This is a genomic window from Orrella sp. 11846 (assembly GCF_048820935.1).
Taxonomy (GTDB): domain Bacteria; phylum Pseudomonadota; class Gammaproteobacteria; order Burkholderiales; family Burkholderiaceae_B; genus Algicoccus.
The window spans coordinates 59129-85100 of record NZ_JBMERD010000001.1; the positions used below are offsets into that span (position 1 = coordinate 59129).

At 49.0% G+C, this 25972-nt stretch carries 26 protein-coding genes; 11 read left to right on the forward strand and 15 right to left on the reverse strand.

Annotation, left to right across the window (positions count from 1 at the left end):
* Positions 1-3 precede the first annotated feature (3 nt).
* From pheS to ACOI06_RS00330, 4 genes are all read right to left on the reverse strand, one after another.
* Positions 4-1026: a phenylalanine--tRNA ligase subunit alpha gene (pheS, locus tag ACOI06_RS00315; protein ID WP_420660426.1), complete on the reverse strand. Its 1023-nt coding sequence runs from the start codon at positions 1024-1026 to the stop codon at positions 4-6.
* Positions 1027-1222: 196 nt separating this feature from the next.
* Positions 1223-1582, reverse strand: coding sequence for a 50S ribosomal protein L20 (rplT, locus tag ACOI06_RS00320; protein ID WP_420660427.1), 360 nt, complete (start codon positions 1580-1582; stop codon positions 1223-1225).
* A 29-nt stretch (positions 1583-1611) separates the two neighbouring features.
* Positions 1612-1809, reverse strand: a complete 198-nt coding sequence (rpmI, locus tag ACOI06_RS00325; RefSeq protein ID WP_420660428.1) for a 50S ribosomal protein L35 — start codon at positions 1807-1809, stop codon at positions 1612-1614.
* Between the two features lie 240 nt (positions 1810-2049).
* Positions 2050-2427 (reverse strand): DOPA 4,5-dioxygenase family protein, encoded by a 378-nt coding sequence (locus ACOI06_RS00330; RefSeq protein WP_420660429.1) that lies wholly within the window; start codon positions 2425-2427, stop codon positions 2050-2052.
* Positions 2428-2624: 197 nt separating this feature from the next.
* Here ACOI06_RS00330 and ACOI06_RS00335 point away from each other — a divergent pair, with 197 nt between their 5' ends.
* On the forward strand, positions 2625-3464 hold the full coding sequence (locus ACOI06_RS00335; protein ID WP_420660430.1) for an arylamine N-acetyltransferase family protein: 840 nt from the start codon (positions 2625-2627) through the stop codon (positions 3462-3464).
* A 31-nt stretch (positions 3465-3495) separates the two neighbouring features.
* Positions 3496-4332: a class I SAM-dependent methyltransferase gene (locus tag ACOI06_RS00340; RefSeq protein WP_420660431.1), complete on the forward strand. Its 837-nt coding sequence runs from the start codon at positions 3496-3498 to the stop codon at positions 4330-4332.
* Positions 4333-4440: 108 nt separating this feature from the next.
* On the opposite strand, the gene glsA is transcribed toward ACOI06_RS00340, so the two are convergent.
* Positions 4441-5388 (reverse strand): glutaminase A, encoded by a 948-nt coding sequence (gene glsA / locus ACOI06_RS00345; RefSeq protein ID WP_420660432.1) that lies wholly within the window; start codon positions 5386-5388, stop codon positions 4441-4443.
* Between the two features lie 227 nt (positions 5389-5615).
* Between glsA and ACOI06_RS00350 the strand changes: the two genes are divergently transcribed.
* Positions 5616-6002 (forward strand): SirB2 family protein, encoded by a 387-nt coding sequence (locus ACOI06_RS00350; RefSeq protein ID WP_420660433.1) that lies wholly within the window; start codon positions 5616-5618, stop codon positions 6000-6002.
* Positions 6003-6226: 224 nt separating this feature from the next.
* Complete coding sequence (locus ACOI06_RS00355) at positions 6227-8488, forward strand: nitric-oxide reductase large subunit (RefSeq protein ID WP_420660434.1); 2262 nt, start codon at positions 6227-6229, stop codon at positions 8486-8488.
* A 214-nt stretch (positions 8489-8702) separates the two neighbouring features.
* On the opposite strand, the gene ACOI06_RS00360 is transcribed toward ACOI06_RS00355, so the two are convergent.
* Entirely contained in the window at positions 8703-9062 is a 360-nt protein-coding gene (locus tag ACOI06_RS00360; protein ID WP_420660435.1) for a two pore domain potassium channel family protein, read from the reverse strand.
* A gap of 106 nt (positions 9063-9168) precedes the next feature.
* Between ACOI06_RS00360 and ACOI06_RS00365 the strand changes: the two genes are divergently transcribed.
* Positions 9169-10047 carry a universal stress protein gene (locus ACOI06_RS00365; protein WP_420660436.1) on the forward strand — a complete coding sequence of 293 codons (879 nt, stop codon included), beginning with the start codon at positions 9169-9171 and terminating at the stop codon, positions 10045-10047.
* On the opposite strand, the gene ACOI06_RS00370 is transcribed toward ACOI06_RS00365, so the two are convergent.
* The 3 genes from ACOI06_RS00370 to ACOI06_RS00380 form a co-directional block, all read right to left on the reverse strand.
* Positions 10011-11819: a cation:proton antiporter gene (locus ACOI06_RS00370; protein WP_420660437.1), complete on the reverse strand. Its 1809-nt coding sequence runs from the start codon at positions 11817-11819 to the stop codon at positions 10011-10013. The genes ACOI06_RS00365 and ACOI06_RS00370 overlap by 37 nt on opposite strands.
* 332 nt (positions 11820-12151) lie before the next feature.
* Positions 12152-14521 (reverse strand): Tex family protein, encoded by a 2370-nt coding sequence (locus tag ACOI06_RS00375; protein ID WP_420660438.1) that lies wholly within the window; start codon positions 14519-14521, stop codon positions 12152-12154.
* Positions 14522-14676: 155 nt separating this feature from the next.
* On the reverse strand, positions 14677-15423 hold the full coding sequence (locus ACOI06_RS00380; protein ID WP_420660439.1) for a haloacid dehalogenase type II: 747 nt from the start codon (positions 15421-15423) through the stop codon (positions 14677-14679).
* A gap of 190 nt (positions 15424-15613) precedes the next feature.
* Between ACOI06_RS00380 and ACOI06_RS00385 the strand changes: the two genes are divergently transcribed.
* Together ACOI06_RS00385 and ACOI06_RS00390 are read left to right on the forward strand one after the other, a co-directional pair.
* A complete protein-coding gene (locus tag ACOI06_RS00385; RefSeq protein ID WP_420660440.1) occupies positions 15614-16723 on the forward strand; it encodes a DSD1 family PLP-dependent enzyme in 1110 nt (369 codons plus the stop codon).
* A 33-nt stretch (positions 16724-16756) separates the two neighbouring features.
* A complete protein-coding gene (locus ACOI06_RS00390; RefSeq protein ID WP_420660441.1) occupies positions 16757-18121 on the forward strand; it encodes a DUF945 family protein in 1365 nt (454 codons plus the stop codon).
* Between the two features lie 119 nt (positions 18122-18240).
* On the opposite strand, the gene ACOI06_RS00395 is transcribed toward ACOI06_RS00390, so the two are convergent.
* From ACOI06_RS00395 to ACOI06_RS00405, 3 genes are all read right to left on the reverse strand, one after another.
* A complete protein-coding gene (locus ACOI06_RS00395) occupies positions 18241-18822 on the reverse strand; it encodes a YqaA family protein (RefSeq protein WP_420660442.1) in 582 nt (193 codons plus the stop codon).
* 201 nt (positions 18823-19023) lie between these two features.
* Positions 19024-19428, reverse strand: coding sequence for a Zn-ribbon domain-containing OB-fold protein (locus ACOI06_RS00400; RefSeq protein WP_420660443.1), 405 nt, complete (start codon positions 19426-19428; stop codon positions 19024-19026).
* 2 nt (positions 19429-19430) lie between these two features.
* A complete protein-coding gene (locus tag ACOI06_RS00405) occupies positions 19431-20600 on the reverse strand; it encodes a thiolase domain-containing protein (protein ID WP_420660444.1) in 1170 nt (389 codons plus the stop codon).
* A 212-nt stretch (positions 20601-20812) separates the two neighbouring features.
* Between ACOI06_RS00405 and ACOI06_RS00410 the strand changes: the two genes are divergently transcribed.
* Positions 20813-22036: a CaiB/BaiF CoA transferase family protein gene (locus tag ACOI06_RS00410; protein ID WP_420660445.1), complete on the forward strand. Its 1224-nt coding sequence runs from the start codon at positions 20813-20815 to the stop codon at positions 22034-22036.
* On the opposite strand, the gene ACOI06_RS00415 is transcribed toward ACOI06_RS00410, so the two are convergent.
* Entirely contained in the window at positions 22033-22401 is a 369-nt protein-coding gene (locus ACOI06_RS00415) for a DUF423 domain-containing protein (RefSeq protein ID WP_420660446.1), read from the reverse strand. The genes ACOI06_RS00410 and ACOI06_RS00415 overlap by 4 nt on opposite strands.
* 285 nt (positions 22402-22686) lie before the next feature.
* Here ACOI06_RS00415 and ACOI06_RS00420 point away from each other — a divergent pair, with 285 nt between their 5' ends.
* Genes ACOI06_RS00420 through ACOI06_RS00430 form a run of 3 tightly spaced genes read left to right on the forward strand, consistent with a single transcriptional unit; the run spans position 22687 to position 24081 of the window.
* A complete protein-coding gene (locus tag ACOI06_RS00420) occupies positions 22687-23133 on the forward strand; it encodes a BPTD_2524 family lipoprotein (protein ID WP_420660447.1) in 447 nt (148 codons plus the stop codon).
* A gap of 60 nt (positions 23134-23193) precedes the next feature.
* Positions 23194-23616: a PaaI family thioesterase gene (locus ACOI06_RS00425; RefSeq protein WP_420660448.1), complete on the forward strand. Its 423-nt coding sequence runs from the start codon at positions 23194-23196 to the stop codon at positions 23614-23616.
* A 12-nt stretch (positions 23617-23628) separates the two neighbouring features.
* The gene (locus ACOI06_RS00430; protein WP_420660449.1) at positions 23629-24081 is read left to right on the forward strand and encodes a GatB/YqeY domain-containing protein; all 453 of its coding nucleotides are present in this window, start codon (positions 23629-23631) and stop codon (positions 24079-24081) included.
* A 19-nt stretch (positions 24082-24100) separates the two neighbouring features.
* Here ACOI06_RS00430 and ACOI06_RS00435 read toward each other — a convergent pair whose 3' ends face one another.
* A complete protein-coding gene (locus ACOI06_RS00435) occupies positions 24101-24928 on the reverse strand; it encodes an NRDE family protein (RefSeq protein WP_420660451.1) in 828 nt (275 codons plus the stop codon).
* Positions 24929-24931: 3 nt separating this feature from the next.
* The gene (locus tag ACOI06_RS00440; protein WP_420660452.1) at positions 24932-25864 is read right to left on the reverse strand and encodes a DMT family transporter; all 933 of its coding nucleotides are present in this window, start codon (positions 25862-25864) and stop codon (positions 24932-24934) included.
* Between the last annotated feature and the right edge of the window lie 108 nt (positions 25865-25972).

A 25972-nucleotide genomic window follows, 5' to 3' on the forward strand; every position in this document is an offset into this window, starting at 1 on the left:
AGGTCAGTTGGCAAATTGCGCCAAAAAGCGCAGATCGCCTTCAAAGAACTGGCGAAGGTCGTTTACGCCATAACGCAGCATGGTCAGGCGCTCTAAACCAGAACCGAACGCAAAACCAATGTAACGCTCCGGATCTAAGCCGAAATTTCGCACTACAGTGGGATGCACTTGACCGGCCCCTGAAATTTCAAGCCAGCGACCCTGATTCGGGCCTGTGGTAAATCGCATATCGATTTCGGCCGAGGGTTCCGTAAATGGGAAGAACGAGGGTCGGAATCGGATTTCCAGATCGTCTGTCTCAAAAAAGCAGCGCATAAAGTCGGTGTACACACCTTTCAGGTCTGCAAAGGAGATGTTTTCATCAATCCAGAGACCTTCAACTTGGTGGAACATTGGGGAGTGCGTGGCATCGCTATCAACCCGGTACGTGCGACCAGGGGCGATGACGCGAATAGGGGGTTGGTGCATGCGGGCATAGCGCACTTGCATCGGACTGGTGTGGGTGCGCAACAAGAGTGGCAGGTCCTCACTGTCTTTCATGTCCACATAAAACGTGTCCTGCATAGAGCGGGCAGGGTGGTTCAGTGGATTATTCAGGGCTGTGAAGTTGGTCCAGTCGTTTTCAATTTCAGGGCCATCGGCGACTTCAAAGCCGATTGATCCAAAAATGGCTTCAACGCGTTGCCAGGTTTGCATCACAGGATGAATAGCACCTTGGCCACGTCCACGCCCGGGGCGAGTGACATCAATGGTTTGCTGAGCCAGTTGTGCGCTCAAAGCGGCATCGGCAATCTCTTGACGGCGTGCTTGTAGTGCACCATCAATGGCTTGTTTGACAACGTTGATGCGGGCACCTTCGGTACGACGCGCGTCAGGTTCAAGCTTACCCAATCCTTTCATCAGGGCTGTGACAGCACCTTGTTTGCCTAAATAACGGGCTTTGGCGTTTTCCAGACTGGCACTGTCTGAACAGGCTGCAAAATCTTGTTGCGCCTGTGAGATTAACGCTTCATATGTGTTTGACATCAGACACCTGTTGTAGAGAATTCAAAACGTCGCCACAGCAGGAATACCTTCTAGAAAGGCATCTGATTACAAACCTGTTTCGGTGGCACAACGCGATTTCTGTAGCGTAATTGCAAACGGAGCCCGCAGGCCCCGTTTTTGACTTTCAGTCATCAAATCCGCTTAAGCAAACTTAAGCACGGATTATCCGCACAGCTTAGGCAGACAGGGCCTGCTTGGCCTGGTTCACGATGGCAGCAAAACCTGCTTTGTCGCGAACAGCCATGTCAGCTAATACTTTGCGATCCAGCTCAATGGCGGCTTTCTTCAAGCCGGCGATGAAGCTGCTGTAGCTCATACCTTGCTCGCGAGCTGCGGCATTGATACGAGTAATCCAGAGTGCACGGAAAGTACGTTTTTTGTTACGACGGTCACGGTATGCGTATTGACCGGCTTTCATGACTGCCTGTTTGGCGACCCGGAAAACGTTACCACGGCGACCGCGATAACCTTTGGCGGCGGCGAGGACTTTTTTGTGACGTGCTTTGGCAGTAACGCCATTTTTTACGCGAGGCATATTCTTAGCTCCTTAGTCGTCAGGCGTGATTAAGCAAAAGGCAACATTGAGCGAACTGCGCTCACATCAGCTTTATGAACTGCTGTTGTGCCACGCAATTGACGTTTGTTCTTTGTGGTTTTCTTGGTCAAGATGTGACGTTTGAAAGCCTGACCACGTTTGATGGAGCCGCTGCCCCGTACGATGAAGCGCTTCGCTGCGCCTCGTTTGGTTTTCATCTTAGGCATGAAACAATTTCCTAGTTGGGTTAAACGACCTGGGTGATTTTCGGATGTTCTGAAAATACTTTTTGACCCGGTTGTTTGTTGAATACGAGGCTTGTCACTCGGAATAGTGAGTCGCACTCGCACGAACCTGCGACGTGAATCAATTTGAATGTCGGCGTTTTGATTCAAAAAGCCTTGTTCAAAAACAGGTTAGCTGAGCATTATAACGTAAATCTGAAAAAGTGTAAGCGCCTATTAGACTTAAAGAACTTTCCGATTAAAAATCGTTAAATCCAGAGGTCTGACAGCCCCCATCCAGATGGCATAGTCACGATGATCGCGCAAATCATCACCAGTCAGAGGATGCGTAAAAATAACCAAACCATTGCGGTGAGTGGCTAGCCACGGCAGCACATCATTCAGTAATTCAGGCGCATAGGACAGCTGGCAACTCCAGTCGGGATGGGGACCCACGGGGCGCTCGTGCATCCGACCCATAGCTAAATCAAAGCGTTGCGCTGCGGCCTCACACAGTGTTTTGGCTTGGGCTAATGTTTGTTCGTCATAGTAGACGTGTGAGTGATAGCCCAAGACTGGGACGTTATTGGTGAGATCAAAGGTTTGTGTTAGCTGCGTCAAAAGATGGCCTCTTAAGATTGAATGTGGATAGTTGGGTGTAAATCGCTGCATGTGAATAGTGATTACAGTACACCGCGCTTGTATTCATGTTGGGTATTCAGATTACCCTTTTGGTTAATTGTCTTGTGGCTGATACCAGACACAAGTGGTTTCACCTATGATCAAAAACATGATTCATTGTTAAGACGGTGTTTTCCATGTTGAGTTCCAAACAGCTAGACGCCTATCTGAACCGCATTCATTATGACGGTCCAACGAATGTGTGTCTGACCACACTCCATGGCTTAACACGTGCGCATGTTCAGCGCATTGCCTTTGAGAATATGGATGTATTGCTGGGCCAGACTCCGGCGATTGATGAGACGTCCGTGTTTGACAAGCTGGTTTTAAAGCGACGCGGTGGTTACTGCTTTGAACAAAATCGGCTTTTAAAAGCGGTTTTACGCACTTTGGGTTTTGATGTGACGCCACTGGGAGCTCGAGTGCGGTTACGGACGTCAGATCGGTCTGTGATGCCGGGTCGTACGCATTTGTTACTTCAAGTGAAACTGAATGATGCGCTTTGGATTACAGATGTGGGGTTTGGTGGCTACTCCTTGACCCAGGCTTTGCAAGTGCAATCTGGCTTGGTGCAAGACACACCCCATGGTCTACGGCGTTTAATGAATGACGAAGGGCGCTGGTTCCATCAAGTTTGCAAACTGGATGAATGGATTGACGTCTATGAACTCGATCTACAACCCATGTATCCCAGAGATCAGATAATCGCTAACTGGTATACGAGTACGCATGTCGATTCACAGTTTGTCGACAACTTAACCATCGCACTGGCTTGCCATGATGGCTCCAGAGTGAGTCTGTACAACAATCTATTGCGCCGTACTCAAGCCGATGGCAACACTGAAATCCAAGCCTTGGCGCGTGAGGAAATTCTTGCAACCCTGTGCGATATTTTTCATTTGGATGTGTCTCAACCAGACCGTTTATTGGAACGTCTTGTGATGCAGACTGTCCAAGATGGCCAGGACAATCTCTAAAAAACTTAAAGCTTTGTGAAGGGAATCGACAGTGAATGATTTGTATGCGTTTTATGCGAATCGGCTCAATGCCAAAGAAGTGGATCTGATTCAGTCAGAAAAGACCTGGGACAGACGGGCTGCTGAGGTCAGTCGGTTTACCGTCAGTGACGATGATTTTGCGATGGGTGTTCTGGAGCGTCATCAGGACCTAAAAGATGTGCGCGTGCTCGATATCAGCTTTGGGGCAGGTCGCTATCTGGCTGAGTTCTTGCGCCGAGGTGCGCAGATTAGTGGTATCGAAATCTCTTCAGGCATGATTAAACATGCCATTGAGAATTTACAAAAACTTGGACTGTCATTTAATCCGGCTGATTTACATCATCTGCCCTGGCAGCAGGTTGATTTGAAGCAGCTGGGCTGGCAAGAAGCGTTTGATTTGGTGTTTTTGTATATGACACCTGCGATTTCAAGTGTCGAGATGCTTGATAAAGTACTCGCAGCTAGTCGTCATGGCGTCTATGTCACACTGTATGCCCATCGCGAAGATCGTTTACTGATCGAGCTGCAAGATCATTTTGAGTTACCACGCCAAGCGGTGGGTGCAAAAAACACGCACGACATTTACGACCTGTTCAACCTCTTATATCTGAAAGGCTATAGCCCTGAAGTCGTGTGGGAAGAGCGGGTTCGCCAGAGCCAATACGATGTGGATTACATCGTTGAACGCTATGCCAGCTGGTTGTGGCGAGGTGAGGGCGATGCCGATGCTAATCGGGCGCGTTTAAGTGAGGTTTTGAATACGCGATTGGTGGATGGTCAGGTGTGTTCTGAAAGTCGAGATGTCATTGGGCACTTGTATGTAGATAAGCGGCTGAAACGAAATTGAAACGCACAACTGAAGTAAGGCTGGCTCTATGCCAGCCTTTTTAGTGCAGCGTCTGAATGGTGAATGAGCGTTCAGGTTAGCGATCATTCAGATCAGCATTTGTTTAGGCTAACGTTTACGCGCGCATTGGTACAGATTAAAGCCTAGTGTTTGTGCCACGCTGGCGACCATTTTCTGGCCACGCACACTGTTGCCGATGGGATCCAATGGTGGCGAGAACCCGGCAATTGCCATCACACCTGGAACAACGGCCAAAATGCCACCACCCACACCGCTTTTTGCGGGCAAACCCACCGTAAATGCCCAGTCACCGGCTGTGTCGTACATGCCCTCCATGGTCATTTCGGCTAGAATGGATGCGCAATAAGCTTCTTTGATCACATCTTTGTTAGTGATTGGGTTGATTCCGCCAGCTGCAATGGTGGCACCCATGGTGGCCAGTGCTTTAGTCGTGAGTAACGTCGAGCACTGACGGGTGTAGACGTCCACGGCTTCATCGGGTTCACAGTACAGATAACCTGCCGCGTAGAGTAACCATGCAATGGCTCGGTTGTGAAAGTTTGTGGTTTGCTCAGACTCATTGAGTTCATCACTAATCTGAATGTCGGTGCCGGTGAGATCGCTTTGCATTTGCAGGATTCGGCTCCAGCGATGTTCACGTGAATCGGCCTTGATAAGGCTCGCTGCCGAAATAGCACCTGCGTTGACGAGTGGTGACATGGGCTTGTCACCGTGGAGTTCAAGTGCCATGACTGAATTGAAGGGCATGCCGGTGGCATCCACACCGATTTTGTCCATGATGGCCTGTTGACCCCAGTCATTCATCGCCAGCGCCAAGGTGCACACCTTAGAGATGGATTCAATCGCAAAAGGGGTGTCTGCATCCCCCGCACTAAAAACCTGACCATCGACAGTCACGACACTGAGTCCGCACAAATTGCTATCGACATTTTTCAGAAAGGGGATGTAATCCGCATTGGCACCACCTGTTTCTTTGGCGTGGTTTGTGTAGGCCGTGTTAATCGCATTCTGGATTTGTTCGGGGCTTAAATACATTTCATCCTCCTGATCAAGCAACTCTCGGCACCTGTTTGTGGATCGCAATGTCCTTACAACGTGATGGCTTTGTAGAGAGCTGCTTAAAGTTTGTGATAGCTTTTTGAACGGTTAAATATTGAATCACTTTATTGAATCAACTAGGCTGATTTTAACAGTTTCAAATTATTTTTTTAAATATTTTTTAGCAAGATATTAGCAATATTATAGAGGTCAGTTTCTTCACCATGCATGAATATTATTTTCCGATTAAGCACCTACACGTCACAGCGGTGGTCTTGAGCATCACGCTTTTTATTATTCGTTCCTGGTGGTCCGTGATGGGATCAGATATTTTGCAGAAACGATGGGTCCGTATCGTGCCGCATGTGATTGATACTGCGTTGCTGACGGGTGGTGTGTTGTTAGCGATGATTTTTGGACCAGAACAACCTTGGATTCTGACCAAAATTGTTTTATTGCTGGCCTATATCGGTGTTGGCACGTTGGCCATTAAACGAGGACGCACTCGCAAAACGCGTTTAATTTCTGCTGTGATTGCTGTGCTGATTTTTCTCTATATTGTCGGTGTGGCTTACAGTAAAAACCCAGCTTCGTGGTTTTCATGGCTGTAATGAAACATGTTTGGACGTATAGTTTTACGACATATATCTCATCCAGATTTTCTCTATGTTTGCAATAAAATATTAAAAATAATTTATATTAAGTAGGGTTGTTTATACCCTGAACCTTCAATGTCTGTGCAATCGGCTCCGATATTCGCTCACGTATAACCTTCTTTCGGGAAAATACTGAGTGCCTGATGGTCAGGCTCGGTGTATCCCAATGGAGGTTATAAATGGGCGAATATAAAAGGATGTGGTGGGCGCTAATCGTCACGTTGCTCGTGACGTTTTCCGTGCTCGGTTGGATGGGCAAGGAGGTCTATTACAAAGCACCGCCTATTCCCAGTGAAATCGTGACAACCGATGGTCAGGTTGTGATGACAGAAGCGCAGATTCTTGCGGGGCAACGTGCCTGGCAAAGTGTCGGCGGTATGGATCTGGGATCGGTTTTGGGTCACGGTGCGTATCAAGCGCCAGACTGGACCGCTGATTGGTTGCACCGAGAACTACTGGCTTGGCTGGATATTGCAGCAAAAGATCAGTATGGCATCGGATACGATGAGCTCGATCCAGATCGACAAGTCGTTCTCGAGCGTCAGGTCAAACTCGAATATCGTCAAAATACAGTTGATGATGCGACCAACCGAGTCACGATTACGCCACGACGTGCACAGGCCATTGCTGAAGTCAACAAGTACTACGACAGTTTGTTCAGTGATGATCCCGAAACGCACACGAGTCGCGTGAACTTTGCCATGAAAGAAAACACCTTGCCATCGGCCGAAGGGCGCGAGCGTCTGGGTAATTTCTTTTTCTGGTCAGCTTGGGCAGCCGCTACCGAGCGCTCAAAAGACGGTGGTGCAAGCTACACCAACAACTGGCCGCATGAGCCTTTGGTTGATAACGTACCAACTGCAGAAAACATGATTTGGTCGCTCATGAGTATTCTTCTGCTGATTTTTGGTGTGGGTATGCTGGTCTGGGCTTGGGCATTTATGCACAAGAACGAGCCTGATCCAGAAGCGCCTGCTAAAGATCCTGTTCTGGCACTGCCACTGACGCCTTCGCAACGTGCCTTAGGCAAGTACCTGTTTGTCGTGGTGGTCTTGTTTGTTGCCCAGATCTTCATTGGCGGTTTTGTTGCGCACTATACAGTTGAAGGTCAGACCTTCTACGGTATTAACGTTTCAGAGTGGCTTCCGTATTCACTTGTACGTACGTGGCACTTACAAGCAGCTATTTTCTGGATTGCAACAGGGTTCTTAGCAGCCGGACTCTTTTTAGTGCCAATTTTGAATGGCTCAAAAGATCCTGCTGGCCAGAAACTAGGTGTTGATATTTTGTTCTGGGCGTTGATTGTCGTGGTGGTCGGTTCCTTCACCGGTAACTTCATGACCATCGGTGGTTTGATGCCGGAAGATCTGAACTTCCTGCTCGGTCATCAGGGTTACGAGTACCTTGAGCTTGGTCGTCTGTGGCAGATTGCGCTCTTTATCGGTATCTTGCTCTGGTTGGTGCTGATGCTGCGTGGTTTGATCCCTGCATTGAAGCAAAAAGGCGACAAAAACCTCTTGGTGCTCTTTACAGGCACTGTGGTTTGTGTGGGCTTATTCTATGGAACCGGTTTGTTCTATGGCCAAGACACCCATATCACGATCATGGAGTACTGGCGCTGGTGGGTGGTTCACCTGTGGGTTGAAGGCTTCTTTGAAGTGTTTGCCACTGTGACCTTGGCTTTTATCTTTGCCACCATGGGTCTGGTTTCCAAGCGTGGTGCAACCATGGCCAGTTTGGCGGCCGCCATTCTCTTTATGCTGGGTGGTACGCCCGGCACGATGCACCACTTGTACTTTGCGGGTACGACAACACCGATTCTTGCGATTGGTGCGATGTTCAGTGCGCTTGAAGTGGTGCCTCTGGTTCTGCTCGGTTACGAAGCCTGGGATAACTGGCGCCTCAAAGCCCGTGCAAGCTGGATGGAAAACCTGAAGTGGCCTTTGATGTGTTTCGTGGCTGTTGCTTTCTGGAACATGCTCGGTGCTGGTGTGTTTGGTTTCATGATCAACCCACCCATTGCGCTCTACTACACCCAAGGCTTGAATACGACACCTGTGCACGCACACACAGCCTTGTTCGGTGTGTATGGCTTCCTGGCACTGGGCTTTACGCTCTTCGTGTTGCGTTACATCCGTCCAGAGATGGTGTTTAACGAGAAACTGATGAAGTGGTCTTTCTGGACCATGAACATTGGTTTGGTCATGATGGTTGCATTGAGCCTCTTGCCAATCGGTCTGATCCAGTTCCATGCCAGCTATAGCGTGGGTATGTGGTGGGCTCGTAGTGAGACATTCATGCAACAAGAAATCCTGCACACATTGCGCTGGGTCCGCACCTTTGGTGACGTGGTCTTCATCGTCGGTGGTGTTGGGGTGATGTGGCAAGTCGTGAGCACACTCTTTGGCTGGGATCGCAAGGAGGCTGTTAAGTCGAATTGATCCGCACAGCAGACGTCGGTTCACAATGACCGACGTCTAACCACTTAACACTGAAGTTAAATGGTTAGTTTTGATTTGTCTCGATTAATCGCAGCTTTAAAACTCGAGTTTGTTGTCATGTCAGATTCGAGTTTTTTTCGTCTGTGGTGTTGGTAATAAAATGTCTGATTGAATGCTTAGTTTGTTAATGATTAATTCGTTATTGATTTGACTCTTAATCATCGTCGTCGGTTCCAGATGTATCTAGGTGAAACTTGTGTAATACCCGGTGAGCCACGGGTGCCAGTATCATGCCGATACTGGCCGTAAAGACGATCCCTACAAAAATACTGAATGCGGAAAAAAAGACTTTTCCACCCACGGTTTGTGGAAGTACAAAAGGACCGATTCCGGAGACTGTGAGGGCAATATTTAAAACGGCGTCATGAAAAGAAATATGCTCAAACCAGACGTTGCCTAATACACCTAGGCACAGCACGAGTAGAATGACTAGAAGTGCCCAAGCGATGTGTTTTAAGATTCGAATAGTGAATTTTTTTCTGCTCAGCAGATTATGAAATTTAGATTCGTACATGGTCTCTGGTAATGCGTCGCATAAAAAAGGGATTGAAAACTTCTCGCTATTCTATTCGACACGGCCGAGAGTACTGTTTTCAGGCAAATTTTAGAGGAAAGCAATGATGTCGAATGCGATTGATGCCGATCTTATCAAAACGCCAGCACGGGTCGTTCTGGCCACTGATTTAAGTGCCCGATGTGATCGAGCGTTGGATAGGTCAGTTTATCTGTCCAGAATGTGGGGATCACAACTCACTGCCGTCACTGTGACTGATCCGACAACACCTCTACACCAATCGGTGATGTGGCTAGAAGGGCAAGATGAGGGTGCGATGCTGCGACTTGCTCACACCCAGTTGCGTCATGACGTGCCTGCAACGGATGTGCCGATCAATTTTCGTTTTATGAAGGGCACGGATACGGCTGGGCAGATTCGTGCGGTCGTTCAAGAAAAGCAAGCCGATCTAGTTGTGGTGGCAGTCAGCCATAACGAACCGTTTGGACGTTTTGTACTGGGTTCTACCGTCGAAAGTCTTGCGCAAACTGTCAAAGTGCCGATTTTGATTGTGCGCCAACGCGCTTTGGGACCTTACCGAAAAATCATCGTCGGAACCGATTTCTCACCCGCATCGCGTCGAGCTTTGCAGCTTGCCGATGTGATGTTTGCCCAGCAAGTCCTCACGCTCTATCACGCACGAAACCCTGCGCGCGGGATGTCACGACCCGATGCGGAGCAGCTTATTCGAATAAATCAAGAGATAATTGCGCAAATGCGCACGTTTTTGGAAGAAACGCCCAACTTGTCTGAGCCGCAACTTGTACGACCTGTGGCCGAAACTGGTGTGTTTGTGCGCCAGCTTCTGTCCAGAGTGTTAGAGCAAGAAACCGATCTGGTCGTTTTAGGCAACCGCGGCGCCGGCGGAATTAAGAGCCTTTTATTGGGTAGCGCCAGCGGTCAATTGCTTCAGTGGCTACCTTGCGATGTGTTGTTGGTGCCGTGAGCCATCTCAGTCGTCGCTGCCGTACCGGATACTGAGTCTCCAAAGACGGGTAAGTCAAGTGACTCAGTGTCTACCTCGTAACGGTTTAAAATATATACAGCCATGTTTTTAGCCAACTCATGGGCATCGTAAAACACTGTCCCCAATTGTTGTTCACGCAGCAAACGCCATTCTTCCTCGCTTTGTGTGCGTAAGACGATTTCCAGATTGGGATTGATGGCAATGGCTTGATCCATGATGGGTTGGGCAGCCATGGTCCCTGACACGGTAATGACGAGCATGGAAGCTTGCATAATTTGAGCGTGTAGTAAAACCTCTGTTTCATGGGCATCGCCCGCGATGGCGGCAACGCCTTCATTTCTCAGTGCTTCGACGACTTCACGATGACGCTCAATCACCACACAAGGCAATTCGGCCGCGCGCAAGGTTTCCGCAATTCGTCGACCCACTTGACCATAACCCACGAGTACAACCGGTTTGTCTAACGGTGCTTGGCTGTAATCTAGTGGCAATTCGCTGATTGGATCAATATGCGCATCCGTTTTATGCACAAAATCCGGTGAGAACTTGATGAATACTTTCTTGATCGGTGGAATCGCCATAAAGAGTAGGGGATTGACCGCAATTGAGATGAGTGAAGCGGCAAGCAACAAATGCATGCCTTCTAGCGGCAATAGTCCGAGTGTGAGTCCAAGTCCAGCCAAGATAAAAGAAAACTCACCAATTTGCGCAAGACTCGCGCTGACCATTAGCGCCGTTTTAAGCGGATAGCGAAAGAGCATCACGATAATGAATGAAATGATCGATTTGCCAAACACAATGATGCCCACTACGGCCAGTAGATGTAGCGGTTGATTTACTAAGATCGATGGCTCAAAGAGCATGCCGACTGCGACAAAAAACAATACTGAAAACGCATCACGCAAAGGCAAAGACTCTTCAGCTGCGCGGTGACTGAATTCGGATTCACGCATCACCATGCCTGAGAAAAAGGCACACAAGGCAAATGACACATTAAAGAGTTCGGCGGCACCGTAAGAAATACCAATCGCACAGGTGATGACTGTCAGCGTAAAGAGTTCGCGTGATCCAGTGCGTGCGACGCGCCAGAGGAGCCAAGGCAAGACACGCCGCCCAACAATCAACATTAGAGCCACAAAACCACCAACTTGCAGCAAAGTGATGCCAATGACTTTTAATAAGGCCAAGGTGTCTGTCGATTGTGCGCTGCTGCCTGTATCACCACCTTGGAAGCTTGCCATGGTGGGCAAAAGCACCAGAATCAGGACAGTGATTAAATCTTCAACAACGAGCCAACCGATGGCGATTTGTCCGTTCTCACTATCGAGCGCATTTTGTTTTTCGAGCGCTTTTAATAAAACAACGGTACTAGCACAAGACAGTGATAAACCCAGCACAATCGCTTCCGTCAGACTCCAGCCCCAAAAATAAGCGGCAAGCGTCCCAAGCAAGGTGGCACCAGCCATTTGTAAAATAGCGCCTGGTACCGCAATGCGTCTGACGGCCATCAAATCGTGAATCGAAAAGTGCAAACCGACACCAAACATCAGGAGCATGACCCCGATTTCAGAGAGCTGGTGGGCCAGATCCGTGTCTGCTACGAAACCCGGTGTGGCGGGTCCAATCACAATCCCCGCCAGCAAATACCCAACCAATGCGGGGGTTTTAAGGCGCTCAGCGATCAACCCAAAGATTAAGGCTAGGGTGAATCCACTTGCTAATGTCGTGATAAGGGAAAAATGACTTTCCATACGGCTCTTGTGTCGCGTTGGTTGGTCTGTTAAATCGCAAATCGGCTTGGCGAGTGATTTGACAGTCGTTTTAAAGAATCAAGTTCGATACCTGATTTTACCGATGCTTTGTGATTCGTCGAGTCATAGTCACTCGAGATAAGAATTTTTTTACAAATAGTGAGATTCAGCATGTTGGTCGAACATGCTGAATCGGGTGAGGGTTGGACTTCAAAAACAAGAAAATAAGAAACCGATGATTAAAAACTACTCATCAATCAATAAAACAGTCACGAAAAATATAAAACAATCAATCCGCGTGACTTTTATTTTACGAGGATTGTGTACTTTGTCTATTTGGATTTGAGCTTCGCAAAAGCCGCAGCCATAGCATTGTTGCCAGTTGACTCTCTGGTCGGTTGCGAGCTGCGCTTGTTTTTAGGGGTAGATCCACGATGGTTTCGGTTTGGTGATCCGGCTGATGAGCCAGCGTCGCCCTCAAGACGCATGCTAAGCGCTACGCGTTTGCGTTGAAGATCCACTTCAAGTACTCGGACTTTGATGGTTTGTCCCGTACGGACCACATCGCGTGGGTCTTTCACAAACTGCTGAGATAGCTCTGAAATATGCACCAAACCATCTTGGTCCACACCGACGTTCACAAAGGCCCCAAAATTGGCTACGTTGGTGACCACGCCTTCGAGAATCATGCCAACTTTTAAGTCATTGAGTGATTCAACGCCTTCTTCAAATTGTGTGGTGGTGAACTCTGGACGTGGGTCACGACCGGGTTTTTCTAGCTCCGACAAAATATCGGTGATCGTGGGCAATCCAAATCGTTCATCGACGAACTTGGATGGTGCGACGTTTTTTAGAGCAGCTTGATTCCCCATGACGTCACGAATATTGGCCTGGATCTCATCGAGGATCTTTTTAACGACAGGGTAGGCTTCTGGGTGAACCGCAGAGGCATCTAATGGGTTGTCACCATCCGTAATGCGTAAGAATCCGGCGGCTTGCTCAAAAGTCTTTTCACCAAAACGAGGCACTTTTAACAAGCTTTTGCGGTTTTGAAACGCACCTTGTTCATCGCGATACGCCACAATGTTTCTGGCCAACGTATTGTTTAAGCCTGAAACTTGGCGCAAAAGCGCAGCTGATGCGGTGTTGACATCGACACCCACGGCGTTAACGCAGTCCTCAATGACCACATCCAGACTGCGACTTAACTCACGCTGGTTCACATCATGTTGATACTGGCCCACACCAATGGCTTTGGGTTCGATTTTGACGAGCTCAGCCAAGGGGTCTTGTAACCGTCGGGCAATGGAGACCGCACCGCGCAAACTGACATCTAAGTCTGGAAACTCTTCGGCTGCCAGCGCACTGGCTGAATAAACGGAAGCCCCCGCTTCTGAAATCACGACATGGGCGACTGGAAAATCCGACATCTGTTTACGCAGTTGAGTCACCAAGCGTTCGGTTTCGCGTGACGCCGTGCCGTTACCAATCGCAATCAGTGAAATGTTGTGGGTGCGAACCATTTGTTCGAGGGTGCGCAAGCTACCTTGCACATCACGTCGAGGCTCAAATGGAAAAATCGTGGCCGTCTGTAAGACTTTACCGGTTGAGTCGATCGCAGCGACTTTCACACCAGTACGTATCCCAGGATCCAAGCCCAGAATGGCTTTTGCACCAGCTGGCGGTGCGAGTAACAAATCTTTCAAGTTGGCGGCAAAAACACGAATTGCTTCGCTTTCGGCTTGCTCACGTAATTTACTCACCAGCTCTAATTCAAACTGAGTGGCGAGCTTAATGCGCCATGTCCATTGGCAGACTTCCGCTAGCCAGCGTTCACGATCATTGGCCTGTGCTGAGAAAATCCCAGATGGCAATTTAAAGTGCGCTGCGACTTTGGCCACATAAGGGTGGGGTGTTTGTTCTTGTTGATCGGCCGGCAAAGCGATACGTATGTCTAACACACCTTGTTGGCGACCACGAAACATGGCAAGCACACGATGGGATGGAATGCTGCGTATAGGTTCTTCAAAATCAAACCAATCCTGAAAATTGGCACCTTCTTGCTCTTTGCCTTTGATGACTCGAGAAACGAGTAATCCATATTTTTCTAATGAGTCACGAATTTGGCTCACTAGATTGGCGTCTTGTGCAAAGTCTTCAACCAGAATGTCGCGTGCACCTTGAAGTGCTGCTTTGATGTCAGCGACGCCTTTGTCTGCATCGACGTAACTCGCCGCAAGCGTTTCGGGTTGTGCGGTGTGGTCGGTTAACAAAGTTTGTGCCAGTGGCTCAAGACCTGCTTCACGGGCGATTTGCGCACGCGTGCGACGTTTGGGCTTGTAGGGAGCGTATAAGTCTTCTAGGCGTTGCTTGCTGTCTGCGGCATCGAGTTCTTTGGCTAGTGTGACGGTGAGCTTTTCTTGTTGGGCCACCGACGCCAAAATACTGTCGCGCCGCTCTTCGAGCTCTTTGAGATAGATGTGACGAACTTCCAGTTCACGCAACACGGTGTCATCTAAGCCACCAGTCACTTCCTTACGGTAGCGTGCAATAAAAGGAACGGTTGCGCCTTCTTGTAATAAAGCGACGGTCACTTGGATTTGCTGAGGCCGGACATTGAGTTCCTGCGCCAGCTGCGTGATGATACGTTGATGAACCACTTCGGGTGTACGTGGCACAAAATCTTGGAGAAGTTCGGTCATGAGTCTTTAGAAGGGGCGTCTGTAGCACCCGCTGGTCAATTAAAAAGAAAACCTGCAAGATTGTGCCACAGACCACCCATGATTATGCGTGCAAAGGTTTCGGCGTTTAAGGAAACACCTCGTTTTAAAACTCCTTTGATAAATCACTTTGATTTTTAATCGCACAGCTGATGGGCTAAATCGCGCATATCAGTGGCGACGACATCCCAGTTGCCTTGTGCGACCAAATCTTGTGTTTGATCATCCGCATATTCGGTCGGACGCGCCCAAAAAGCGGTCTTTAAACCGCAGGCTTGGGCCGCTGCCAGATCCGGGTTGTGGGCTGCACACAGCATGACTTCGTGAGGTTCAAGCCCCATGATTTCAGCGACCCCCAGATAGGTTTGGGGCTGTGGTTTATACGCTTTAAACCATTCAGTGGAGAGCACCAGATCCCAAGGGAGTCCTGTGTGTTTGGCTATATGGGTCAGTAAAGATACATTGCCGTTTGAAAGCGGGGCAATGGTGTAGTGCGCTTTAAGACGCCACAAGGCAGCAATGGCATCAGGCCAGGCATCTAAACGGTGCCAGACCAGATTGATGTGTTGTTTTTGTGCTTCGCTCAGATCAGTGAGGCCAAATTGATCCAGCAAGATATCGAGCGACTCACGATGCAGCGTGTCAAGAATCGTCCAGGGTCGGGTGCCATTGCGTACTTGCTCCATTTGCGGTTGATAACGCTTGCGCCAAGCAACGGCAAAGGCGTTCCAGTCAATGTCGATGTTTAGAGGTTGGGCCCAGGCACTGAGATCTCTGACCACACTACCGCGCCAATCCACCACCGAGCCAAAGACATCAAAAACGAGAAGTTTGGTTTGTGCCCGAACTTGTTGCAATGCGGGTGTTATTGAATGTGTCTCCATACTGTGCCTTTGCTCTAAAAGTCATGACGAGCCCTCATCATGCGGGACTGGTCGGGGTGTTGACAAGTCTCGGTCAGCAGATTGACAACGTTGTTTGCCTGCTTGCATTCGCAAAACCTCTGATGTGTGAGATCATCGTTGTCATAAGTGCATTTCATTGTTGATTGGGATCATTGGGAAAGGTGCTGGGATGTTGCCGTGGAAAGCTTGTGAAGTGGGTGATGAGGTTCATGAAATTGATACCCCCGCACTCATTTTGGATTTAGATGTCTTTGAGCGTAATTTGAATCGCATGGCGCAAGAAACACGTCGAGTGCGTTTGCGCCCACATGCTAAAAGCCATAAATGCCCAGAAATTGCGTTGCGTCAGTTACAAGCTGGTGCAGTGGGGATTTGTTGCCAGACGTTGAGCGAAGCGGCCGTGTTTGCCCAAGCAGGCGTCAAAGACATTTTGGTGACGAACCAATTGGTGGGTGCGCGCAAATTGTCTCATGTGCGCGCCTTGGCTGAATCAGTCCGACTGGGGGTGTTGGTCGATGATGAAGACCATGTACAGGCCTTAAGCCGCGTCATGGTGGGCAGTCAAACTGAGCTGGATGTGTACGTTGAACTGGATGTCGGGGCTGGTCGCTGTGGTTGCAGCGTTGAAATGGCAGTCATTCTGGCACGTCAGATTCATGCCTTAGACGGAATACGCTTTGCTGGTCTACATGCTTATCACGGCGCGGCACAGCATTTGCGTACCCCGCGTGAACGGGCTGCAGCGATTAAGTTTGCAAGCAGTCGGGTGCGCCAAGCGATCCAGCAAATTGAGGCAGTCGGTATGTCAGTCCCCATTGTGACTGGAGCCGGCACGGGCACCTTCTGGTTAGAAAGAGACAGTGGGGTGTATCAGGAAGTCCAGCCAGGCTCTTATGTCTTTATGGATCGCGACTATGCCGACAATGAAATGGGGTTGGGTGACGTGCGATTTGAACATGCGCTCTTTGTATTAACAACCGTGCAAAGCATTGCGCAAAAAAGAATCGCCGTGGTGGATGCGGGTCTGAAAGCTTCCAGCACCGATTCCGGAATGCCTTCCGTTTGGGGGCGTCCTGAACTGCAGTATGTCAAAGCATCGGACGAGCACGGCATTGTTCAATCCAAAAATGACGATTTACAGTTATCGTTAGGGGAACAGTTGCTGCTGATTCCGGGACATTGTGATCCGACGGTGAACCTTTACGACGAGTTGATTGTCGTGAAAGAAGGGCGTGTTCATGCGATTTGGCCAATTCTTGCGCGCGGTGCTGGTCTTTAGAATTTTTGATGTTTGTACAAAAGTGAGCAGGTTATGACGCAATCTTCTGAACCCGAAACTATTGCCTCCAAGGATTTAAGTCCTGAGACATTTCAGACAAAACCTCGGCGCCGCAAAAAACGCTCGCCCATGGGCTGGGTTGTGGGCACCGTGGTGGTGCTCGGACTGGCATACGGTGCAGGAAGCTACTTTGTGGGTGAGCGGGCCCAATCGCATCTCAATGCCATCGTCGAACAAAAAGCACCTGATTTTTCTGGGTTTCAAATTCGCGAGCAAAGTCATGATCAAGGCATCTGGCAGTCCAGTGGCTACTATGTGCTGAGCATGAGTCCTGTGGATGCGACACCTGTTGCATCTGATTTGATCTTTCGGATTGATTACACGCTGGATCATGCGCTTTGGCCAGGTCGCTTAGCCAATATTAAGACGCAGTTGATTCAAGCCGATCAGACACGATTGACGGGTCAAGGGGTTTTAAGCTGGGAGGGCGTATTCAATGCCGATCTGGCGATGCCTGCTCAAGAGTTAATTCAGGAAGGCACGATTGTGCGTTTGGCAGCCTTGCAAGGTAAGTTGAAAGGCAATGCGCAAGGCGTGACGACACAAGTGCACTGGCCTTCGATTGAGTACATTCGGAATCAAAAAATCGAATCTCAATTAAAAGAAGTGACGATTGAAACCGATTGGGTGCCGGGTCAATGTATTGGTCAGCGCTATGTGGTGAAGTCGCAGTTGGTGATGCTGTCTGTGGGACAAATCGAAGGCTTTGCAGTCTCAGCAACGCCTGTGTGTGCTTCGGGTCAATCAGGTCAGCACGTCCTCGGATCTGGGGAGCGTGTCGGACTGGATCTTGAAATGCAGGCTGTGGGTTTACACAGTAATTTCTGGAGTGCTCAGGATGTTCGCGGCAAAATGACCTGGCGTCATTTGGATGCACAAGCGTTTGGCCCTTTATTAATGGGATCGGTTGCGGGCTTAATTGCACCCACAGAGACCAAGCCTGATTGGTGGCAGCCTGCAATGCGTGATTTGATGCTGAAGGGGTTAGATGGCGATGCCGTGATTACGCAAGCAAAAACAGGCTTGGGGGACATTCAGGCACAAGCCACCTTGAATTTGATGCAAATGCCAGACGCTTTGTATCAGTCAACGGATCTCTTGCCATTTGATCAGTATCTTGTTACCGAAGGGCAGGTGCGGTTGACGAATTTAAAGGCAGGTTCGCTTTTGGCGCTCGTGAGTGGATTGTTTGAAACAACTCGAGATGGTATCGGTCTGCGTTATGAACTGACGCCTGAAACCTTTACCGTGAATGGTCAGTCTTTGCCTGATGGCATCCTGCGCAAATCCGTTAACGATATGGTTAATCAATGGTTGGGCATTCAGACCACACCGTAAGTTTCAATTGAAGTGAAAACGACGTTTGAAGTAATAAGGCCTGTCAGATCAAATGGATGTCTGACAGGCATTGTGTCGTATTGTGTTGATTTTGAATAAGGTTTGTGCGGTACTTGCGCTTAAAGAAAATAACGGGCCACGACAAAGCCACCTAGTAACAACAAGACAAAGACCGTAAAGACGAGTCCGAGTCGTTTTTCAATAAAGTCACGTATGGGTGCGCCGTACTTCCAGAGTAAGGCTGCGACTAAAAAGAAGCGTCCAGCTCGAGCCACAATAGATGACACAATAAAGATCGGTAAAGACAGCCCGGTTGCACCCGACAAAATAGTGATGACTTTGTACGGGAAGGGTGTCAATCCACCAATGAGCACGGCCCAAGCACCCCATTCGTTGTAACGGGCACTGAACTGATCGAAGTATTCCTGCTTGCCGTAAAACTCCAGCACATATTTACCCACGGTTTCGTAGGCCCCATAACCAATCCAATATCCCAAAATACCGCCTAAAACTGAGGCGATGGTGGCAACGGCGGCAATTCGAAAAGCTTTTGAGGGTTGCGCCACAATCATGGCAATCATCAGGACATCGGGTGGAATGGGGAAAACGGAGCTTTCAATAAAGGCAACAAAAGCCAATGCCCACATGGCATGACGGTGACTGGCCAGTGACATGGTCCATTGATAGAGGGAATGCAACACGTTTGAAGCCTTCGCAATTAGAAAGAAAAATTAAAGATGATGTCAGCTTAAAGCTGAGCTCAATCGATGCATCAAAATCAGCGCACCAGTATACGCGTTGTGGTTGAGCTGAATTTGAATGCTTGGTATTCACATAAAAAAACCCGCCTGAGTTAACAAGCGGGTTTTCAATCCATTTAAATTAAACGGATAAGGTCGGTGTTAAACGGGTTTAAAGACCGGCACTGGCGGCGTATCTTCGCCCACAGTGGGTTTGAAAACCAATTCAACCGCCTGACCGATTTTGAGGTCATCAAAATCGCAATCCACGATTTGCGTCATCATGGTGACACCTTCTTCGAGGGTCACATAGGCGATGCAATACGGGTTTGGATTGCCTCGAGACATAATGCTCAGTGAATAGATGGTGCCTTTACCGGTACTTTCTTTCCACTCAGTTTCACCGAAACAAAATGGGCACAAAGCACGCGGATAGTGGTGGTACTTGTTGCATTCTTTGCAAGCTTTAATGGCCAGTTTTCCGGCACGTGCCTGCTCCCAGTAGTGTTCGTCACCAGGTTCGATGACTGGGGCCGGGAGGTTATTGGGCAGATATGGGTTACTCATGATTACACACGCTCCATAATCAGGGTGCCACTGCCATGTCTCGATCCCAACAGACCGCCAGTTCCATGGGCTAGGGCTAGATCGCAATTTGGTACTTGTACGGCAGGGTGGGCTTCGCCACGCAACTGACGCACAGCTTCGATGACTTTGGTGATACCACCGCGGTTTGCGGGGTGGTTGTTACACAGTCCACCACCGTCGGTGTTGAACGGCAACTTACCGACACCTGAAATCAGGTTGCCGTCAGCCACGAATTTACCGCCTTCACCTTTTTTACAAAAGCCCAAATCTTCGAGCTGCATGATGACAGTGATTGTAAAGCTGTCATAGATGGATGCGTATTTGATGTCCTGTGGGGTCACACCAGCTTCTTCAAAAGCACGTGGACCGGAATAACGAGCACCAGACCATGTGAGGTCGATTTCACCGCCGAGTTGGCCTTTGACGGCTTCACCGGCACCGCGGATTCTGACCAATGGACGGTTGAGTTCGCGTGCGATTTCTGGGCGAGCTACGATCAGTGCACCACCGCCGTCACTGACGACGCAGCAATCCAGACGCTTGAGCGGCCAAGACACCATGGGTGAGTTAATGACATCTTCAACCGTGACGACGTTTTTAAGCATCGCATTGGGGTTGTGTTGTGCATGGTGTGAGGCAGCCACTTTAACCCAAGCCAATTGCTCGGGCGTGGTGCCGTATTCGTACATGTGACGAGCGGCGACCATGGCATAGCTGTTGACGGTCACTGCACCATAAGGCGCTTCGAATGGCACGTCAGGAATATCAGCACCCCAGCTACGTGGTTGCATGCCGGAGGAGCCTGCTGAACGTGGGCGACCTGCGAGGGTAATCAGTGCGATGTCGCAGCGTCCCATAGCAATGGCCTGAACAGCGTGCGACACGTGGATCAGGTAAGAAGAACCACCTGTTTCTGTGGTGTCGATGTGACGCAGATTGGTTAGGCCCATGTAGTCGGCCATGCTCAGACCACCGAGGCCTGGTGCATCACCTGCACAAAAGTAACCGTCAATGTCGCTTAAGGACAGACCCGCATCGGCTAAAGCGCCTTTGGCGGATTCAGCGTGCAGTTGAGCAACAGATTTATCCGGTGCCTTGCGAGTGGGGTGCTCATAGGCACCCACAATATATGCTTTGTCTCGTAAAGTCATGAGTTATCTATCTTCACTAGTTGAATTAAAAGGTGTCTTAATCATGCCATCAAAACGATGTGCCTTTCTTTTATCATTTAGAACGACCCCTTGGGATTTTATGAAGGCCAAGTTTTACATTTAATCGAAATGAACCATTCACCGATGGGTTCTGCTATTGTGTATCGGCGATGAGTCGTTTGACTACTCTTTAATAGGAAGAAACAGAAATCATGAGACAAGCTTTGGAACATTTGCGGGTGCTAGATCTGACACGTATCTTTGCAGGACCTTGGTCTACTCAGATGTTGGCTGATCTTGGGGCCAGAGTGATTAAGATTGAACGTCCTGTGCGAGGTGACGACACGCGTTCGTGGGGGCCACCGTTTTTGAAGGATGCACAGGGTGATGAGACAAGAGAATCCTCCTACTTTATGGCGGTCAACCGCGGCAAGGAATCAGTCACGGTTGATATCTCGACGCCTGAAGGTCAGGAACTCATCCGTGAAATCGCTAAAACAGCCGACATCGTCGTTGAAAACTATAAAGTGGGCGATCTGAAGCGTTATGGGTTGGATTATGAGTCATTGAGTGCATTGAATCCGCGTCTGGTGTATTGCTCCATTACAGGGTATGGCCAAACGGGTCCTTATGCTGAGTTACCCGGCTATGATTTTGTGTTCCAAGGCATGGGTGGTCTGATGAGCATCACCGGTAAGCCCGATGAAGAGCCCGGTGGTGGTCCAATTAAATTCGGTCTGGCGATTAGTGATCTGGCCACGGGTATGTATGCGACTGCGGCCATCCTATCAGCGATTGAACATCGTCATATCAGCGGCAAAGGTCAGTATATTGATATGTCCTTGTTGGATAGCACCGTGTCTCTGACATCTTATATGTCGATGAATTACTTCTTTAGTGATCAGGTACCCAAGCGCATGGGGAACGTTCATACCAATATCGTGCCTTACCAAGTGTTTCGCTGTAAAGAAGGCGATATCATCATGGCCGTTGGTAATGATTCACAGTTTAAAGACATGTGTCGTTCCATCGGTATGCCAGAGTTGGCTGAAGACCCGCGTTTTAAAGCATCCGCAGACCGCGTGCGCAACCGGCTGGATTTGATTCCGATTTTGGATGAGGCCATGCTGGCTAAAACGATGATGGAGTGGGTTGATATTTTTGAAGCCAATAACGTGCCATGTGGGCCTATTTACATGTTGGATCAGGTGTTTGAAGATGTTCAAGTGAAACACCGTCAAATGAAATCGTCCCTCAAACACCCGATCGGTGTTGACGTACCTATCGTCTCCAACCCGATTCGTTTGTCAGACACGCCTGTGCAACTGAAAAATCCTGCACCATTACTAGGGCAGCATACAGAGCATGTTCTTAAAGGCGAGTTGGGCTTGAGTGATGAGCAAATTCAAGGCTTACGAGATCGGGGCATTCTTTAATTGGTTCTATGCAGTAAGGCACTGATGCCCAATACGAGCCAGCTTAAAATGAGCATCGTGCCACCCATGGGGGCATACTGTCCGAGTGATGGTATGCCCATCAAGTATTTGGCGTAAATCGCTCCACTGAAGACGATCAGGCCGATGAGCATCAAGATTCGAACCAGTCCTATCCAGCGTAGAGTGAGTCCGCTTAATGCGAGTAAAGCAATGGTATGCATTAAATGATAGGTGGTCGCACGCTCCAATGATGTGATTGCAATAGGGTTATTGACTGCGTGGGCAGCTACAGCTCCTAATGCAACGCCACTTGCACCGAGTAATGCAATGATAATGAACCAAATTCTAGAAAACCGAAGCACCATGGACGATTCCTTTTTGTCGGAGTGAAACAAAATTAAGCCAACAAGCGACCCGAGTTAAAATTTTGGGTAGCATACTCCCAGTTGAAGGTGATGGTACGGTTGCACGTCGCTGAATTAAAAAAGTGAATGTTAGAATTTCGAGGTTGAAAGACATTTTTGTTCCATCTAGGTTCACTCAATCCATCCGATAGCACATTCCGACAGGAGGCAGCGAGGCTGGGTCACAACGTTTGTGGCACGCTATCCCTCTCCGAGCGTAAGCACGGGGTTTCTCGCGTAAATTTGATGAAAGGCATCTCAATTGTGGCCAGTTGTCTGGCCGTTGTGACCTTAGCAGGCTGTTCGGGTGCGACTTCAAGTAACGCACCTAACACCAGTTTTACGGTTCCTATTCCTTTGCAACAAGCGTATGACCGCGCGATGGCGCAAACAAATTATTGCTTGATGTCTGATGACAATGCACCCATCACGGCACAGATTTCACCCGACGCACAGCGTGCGCAAATTCAAGTTCTGATGCGGTTTACAAATACGGTCGCTGCGGAGATGGGTTTTCAGGCACGTGGGGCAGATAGCACAGTAGTTGATGTTCGCATGTGGGGGATCAATATCTGGAACCGTACTGCGGTTGATGCCATGGAAGCGGCGATTCGCTTTGGAGTGCCCAGTTGCGTGAATTACTTCCCTGGCAAATCAGCCAGTGCTGAGACGGCAGCAAAAAAACGTCGCTAAGTGTTCGTTGAAATGTAGCGATTGTTGAATTCTGTTTTTTTAATTTAAAGAGTGGTTTTTATGAAGAGCTTGCCGGCAGAAGAAGCGCAGCGCAGTCATTTTGGTCTGTTAATTCCGTATCTTGATTTTATTGGGCTTGAACCTTTAGAAATTGGCAATGATCAAGCCAAAACTCGGTTGCCATACCGCCGTGAATTGGTCAATAGTCGTGGCCACTTACATGGAGGTGCGCTTTTAAGCGTACTGGATTTCACCTTAAGTGCAGCAGGTCGCTCACATGATCCGTTAAACGTCGGTGTGGTGACGATTGATTTGTCATCCAATTTTCTCTTGCCTGCTGAAACGGATTTGATTTGTGTGGCTCGGTGTATCAGACGAGGTTCATCGATTTGCTTCTGTGAGGGTGAAATTCTGAACGATGAAGGTCGGGTGATTGCAAAAGCCATGGCGTCGTTCAAATTAATTAAACCTCGATTGACTTAAGGAAATTTATAAATGTCATTGAAAGAAAACATTGCCACTGCAACAAAAGAAGCGATGCGCGCCCGTGACAGTGCACGTGTGACGACGCTGCGGATGTTGAGTGCGGCAATCCAGCAACTGGAAATTGATAATCAGAAACCACTGACAGATGAACAGACATTGTCTGTCATTGAAAAACAAGTGAAACAATTGCGTGAATCGAGCGCAATTTATGAGCAGGCAGGGCGTCAAGAACAAGCTGCCTCGGATTTGGCAGAAATTGAAGTACTCCTGACGTTTTTACCTAAGCAGGCTGACGACGCTGAAATCGACACCGTCATTGAGCAGACATTGGCTGATCTGGGTGCGCAAGGGGTTCAAGGGCCAGCGCTGATGGGTCGAGCCATGGGCGCACTGAAGCAAGCGCTCGCCGGGCGTGCCGACATGGGTCAAGTCTCAGCGCGAGTCAAAGCACGGCTCGGTTAACACCCCCGCGATTAAAGTATTAACTCTCGCCAGACCAAGGCGTCCAGATTTGGTCTGGTGTGCTCGTCCACAACCGTTGGCCATGCATTTGCCCGCTAGGCAAATAGCTTATTTCCAACGCATAAATCGGCCCGTTTCTTTCTTGTAATACAACGGTCGTACAGCGCGTGCCATACAAGTCACTACGAATAAAAGGCGAGGACAGTAGACGTTCTCTCTCCAGACCGACGCCCGTTTGCGGCAGATCGACATCTGGCGCTGGTGCGTCATCTTGCATAATTTTTGCTAAAGAGTGCAGCAAGGTTTGAATGCTGGACGTTGTGGGAACACGCTGAGGCGTCTGAGTGAGGACGTCAGTGACCGCTTGGCGAGTTCGTACCAGTTTAGGCCATGGGGTATCGAGCAGCGCATTGGATAAACCATGAAACCCTGGTGTAACGGCTTGTTGCCACTGGTTCGCACGGTTCGAGGCGTAATGCCAGTCTGCGTTGTGGCCCACTAAAAGATTAAACCCATTGTATTCATTGGCGCTGGCTTGAAGGCCTTTGAGATAATCGGCGGGTGTTTGTGAGTTTTTTAAGAAACCCTCAACCAAATGGCCGCGTGACGGTGCTTGTGTTTGAAAACGACCTGGTTCGCGCACATTGGTCAACAAGGCCAAACGTCCATCGGTACGGACACCGAGCCAGGTACCACCGGCTTGTAAATCGCGTCCAGCGAGAATTTGAGGATTGTCTTCCCAAGGTTGCATCTCAAGTGATGGGCGAGCGTGTTCTTCATCACGGTTTGCGACGACGGCCCAAGACCAGGCAGACGAGGAGGGTAAAGCGAGAACGGCTAGACACATTGTTTATGAACCTTGTTTGAGATGTTTGGAAGGACGTGACGCTGAACTGGGATGATTCACGATGGCAACACCCAGAATCACGAGCATGGCACCTAAAATAAAATTCAGACTCAATGGTTCATCGAGCAAAATCACCCCAAATGCCACTCCAAAAATCGGGGTTAAGAATGAAAAAGCGGCCAGTTGAGACACGTTATAAACCGTCAATAGCCAGAACCAGATGAGTAAAGAAACAAATGAAATCAGAATGCCTTGCCCGATAACGGCACTAATGACGAGTGGTGTCCAATTTACGTCTGTTTGTCCCGTCACGATGGCGGCCAAACATAAAATGATGAACGCCATGATGAGCTGATACTGGGTCGTTTGTGTGGGGTGAATTCGATTGAGATCTGAGCAGCGCAAAACGACTGTGGTCAGACCCCAGACTAAACCGGCTAACAATGCATAAATGTCACCCAGAATCGTGCGCCAATCCAAATCGGGTGTCAGAAACCCACCTAAAAATGCAATGAAAATTCCGACAAACGACAAAAGAATGCCGCTCCATTGACGCGATGACAAACGCTCGAGTGGAAGCTTCCAGTGCAAGCCAAGCGCGGTAAAAATGGGGGCAGTATACAAAAAAATCACCAAGTGAGAAGCACTAGTACGTGCCAGACTTTCACCGATAAACAAAAACTCCAAGGCAAACATTGCGCCTACGATTAAGCCCGCTTTCCAAGGGCCTTTGTGTAAGGCGAACGAAATATTGCGCCGTTTCATCACCCAAGCAATGCAAATGACGCCAATGATGGAGCGCAAACCGATCTGCAAAGTCGGTGCCATATCTAAGGCAATCATCTTGATGACTGACTGTTGGATTGCCCAGATCATGCACATAATGATCATCAGCGAGCTGGCCGTGCGATCCATGTTTTTTTTGGGTTGACTCATGATACCTATATCGTCATTTAAAAATTAGTGGGTTGTGCAGTTGTACGCACAGTGCGGCCATTAGAGCAAAGTTGCGCATAAAAGCGTAACATTCAAGGTTGTGATTCA

What these genes read in the sequence shown, in the direction of transcription:
- ACOI06_RS00365 (WP_420660436.1), top strand. Translation starts at nt 9,169, where the DNA reads ATGTCGAATGCGATTGATGCCGATCTTATCAAAACGCCAGCACGGGTC.
- ACOI06_RS00390 (WP_420660441.1), top strand. Translation starts at nt 16,757, where the DNA reads ATGACGCAATCTTCTGAACCCGAAACTATTGCCTCCAAGGATTTAAGT.
- ACOI06_RS00410 (WP_420660445.1), top strand. Translation starts at nt 20,813, where the DNA reads ATGAGACAAGCTTTGGAACATTTGCGGGTGCTAGATCTGACACGTATC.
- ACOI06_RS00375 (WP_420660438.1), bottom strand. Translation starts at nt 14,521, where the DNA reads ATGACCGAACTTCTCCAAGATTTTGTGCCACGTACACCCGAAGTGGTT.
- ACOI06_RS00335 (WP_420660430.1), top strand. Translation starts at nt 2,625, where the DNA reads ATGTTGAGTTCCAAACAGCTAGACGCCTATCTGAACCGCATTCATTAT.
- ACOI06_RS00425 (WP_420660448.1), top strand. Translation starts at nt 23,194, where the DNA reads ATGAAGAGCTTGCCGGCAGAAGAAGCGCAGCGCAGTCATTTTGGTCTG.
- ACOI06_RS00400 (WP_420660443.1), bottom strand. Translation starts at nt 19,428, where the DNA reads ATGAGTAACCCATATCTGCCCAATAACCTCCCGGCCCCAGTCATCGAA.
- pheS (WP_420660426.1), bottom strand. Translation starts at nt 1,026, where the DNA reads ATGTCAAACACATATGAAGCGTTAATCTCACAGGCGCAACAAGATTTT.
- glsA (WP_420660432.1), bottom strand. Translation starts at nt 5,388, where the DNA reads ATGTATTTAAGCCCCGAACAAATCCAGAATGCGATTAACACGGCCTAC.
- rpmI (WP_420660428.1), bottom strand. Translation starts at nt 1,809, where the DNA reads ATGCCTAAGATGAAAACCAAACGAGGCGCAGCGAAGCGCTTCATCGTA.
- ACOI06_RS00405 (WP_420660444.1), bottom strand. Translation starts at nt 20,600, where the DNA reads ATGACTTTACGAGACAAAGCATATATTGTGGGTGCCTATGAGCACCCC.
- ACOI06_RS00370 (WP_420660437.1), bottom strand. Translation starts at nt 11,819, where the DNA reads ATGGAAAGTCATTTTTCCCTTATCACGACATTAGCAAGTGGATTCACC.
- ACOI06_RS00385 (WP_420660440.1), top strand. Translation starts at nt 15,614, where the DNA reads ATGTTGCCGTGGAAAGCTTGTGAAGTGGGTGATGAGGTTCATGAAATT.
- ACOI06_RS00380 (WP_420660439.1), bottom strand. Translation starts at nt 15,423, where the DNA reads ATGGAGACACATTCAATAACACCCGCATTGCAACAAGTTCGGGCACAA.
- ACOI06_RS00360 (WP_420660435.1), bottom strand. Translation starts at nt 9,062, where the DNA reads ATGTACGAATCTAAATTTCATAATCTGCTGAGCAGAAAAAAATTCACT.
- ACOI06_RS00415 (WP_420660446.1), bottom strand. Translation starts at nt 22,401, where the DNA reads ATGGTGCTTCGGTTTTCTAGAATTTGGTTCATTATCATTGCATTACTC.
- ACOI06_RS00440 (WP_420660452.1), bottom strand. Translation starts at nt 25,864, where the DNA reads ATGAGTCAACCCAAAAAAAACATGGATCGCACGGCCAGCTCGCTGATG.
- ACOI06_RS00350 (WP_420660433.1), top strand. Translation starts at nt 5,616, where the DNA reads ATGCATGAATATTATTTTCCGATTAAGCACCTACACGTCACAGCGGTG.
- ACOI06_RS00430 (WP_420660449.1), top strand. Translation starts at nt 23,629, where the DNA reads ATGTCATTGAAAGAAAACATTGCCACTGCAACAAAAGAAGCGATGCGC.
- ACOI06_RS00435 (WP_420660451.1), bottom strand. Translation starts at nt 24,928, where the DNA reads ATGTGTCTAGCCGTTCTCGCTTTACCCTCCTCGTCTGCCTGGTCTTGG.
- rplT (WP_420660427.1), bottom strand. Translation starts at nt 1,582, where the DNA reads ATGCCTCGCGTAAAAAATGGCGTTACTGCCAAAGCACGTCACAAAAAA.
- ACOI06_RS00420 (WP_420660447.1), top strand. Translation starts at nt 22,687, where the DNA reads ATGAAAGGCATCTCAATTGTGGCCAGTTGTCTGGCCGTTGTGACCTTA.
- ACOI06_RS00355 (WP_420660434.1), top strand. Translation starts at nt 6,227, where the DNA reads ATGGGCGAATATAAAAGGATGTGGTGGGCGCTAATCGTCACGTTGCTC.